Origin of the sequence: Streptomyces sp. URMC 126 (assembly GCF_051386555.1) — a bacterium.
Taxonomy (GTDB): domain Bacteria; phylum Actinomycetota; class Actinomycetes; order Streptomycetales; family Streptomycetaceae; genus Streptomyces.
On the sequence record NZ_JBPQTX010000687.1, the window covers coordinates 1 to 392 of the forward strand.

2 protein-coding genes are annotated in these 392 nt (G+C 70.9%); one reads left to right on the forward strand and one right to left on the reverse strand.

Annotated features, from left to right (window positions below; genetic code table 11):
* A partial coding sequence (locus ACSNOK_RS33455) for a tautomerase family protein (RefSeq protein WP_436784536.1) occupies window positions 1-186 on the forward strand: 186 nt, incomplete at its 5' end.
* Here the strand turns inward: ACSNOK_RS33455 and ACSNOK_RS33460 are convergent.
* On the reverse strand, window positions 183-392 hold a 210-nt coding region (locus tag ACSNOK_RS33460; protein WP_436784537.1), incomplete at its 5' end, for a hypothetical protein. The genes ACSNOK_RS33455 and ACSNOK_RS33460 overlap by 4 nt on opposite strands.

Sequence of the window (392 nt, forward strand, 5' to 3'; positions counted from 1 at the left end):
GCGCTGTACCGGCGCATCGCCGAACTCGCCGAGGAGTACGCGGACACCGAGCCCCGCAACGTCCTCGTATCGCTGATCGAGAACGCGTCGGCCGACTGGTCGTTCGGCCATGGAGTGGCGCAGTACGTCACCGCTTCCGGAGCGGCCCCGCCGGAAGCGCCGCCGACGCCGGACTCCGTCGGCTAGAGCAGCCCTCCGTGCCGGTGGTGGCGGACCGTCGAGCCCGCACGGTCCTTGACGATCTCCAGCCGCACCGGCACCCGCTGGCGCAGATCGGCGACATGGCTGACGATGCCGACCGTGCGGTCCCGCTCGCGCAGCGAGTCGAGCACGTCCAGCACCTCGTCGAGGGCCTGCTCGTCCAGGCTGCCGAAGCCCTCGTCGATGAAGAG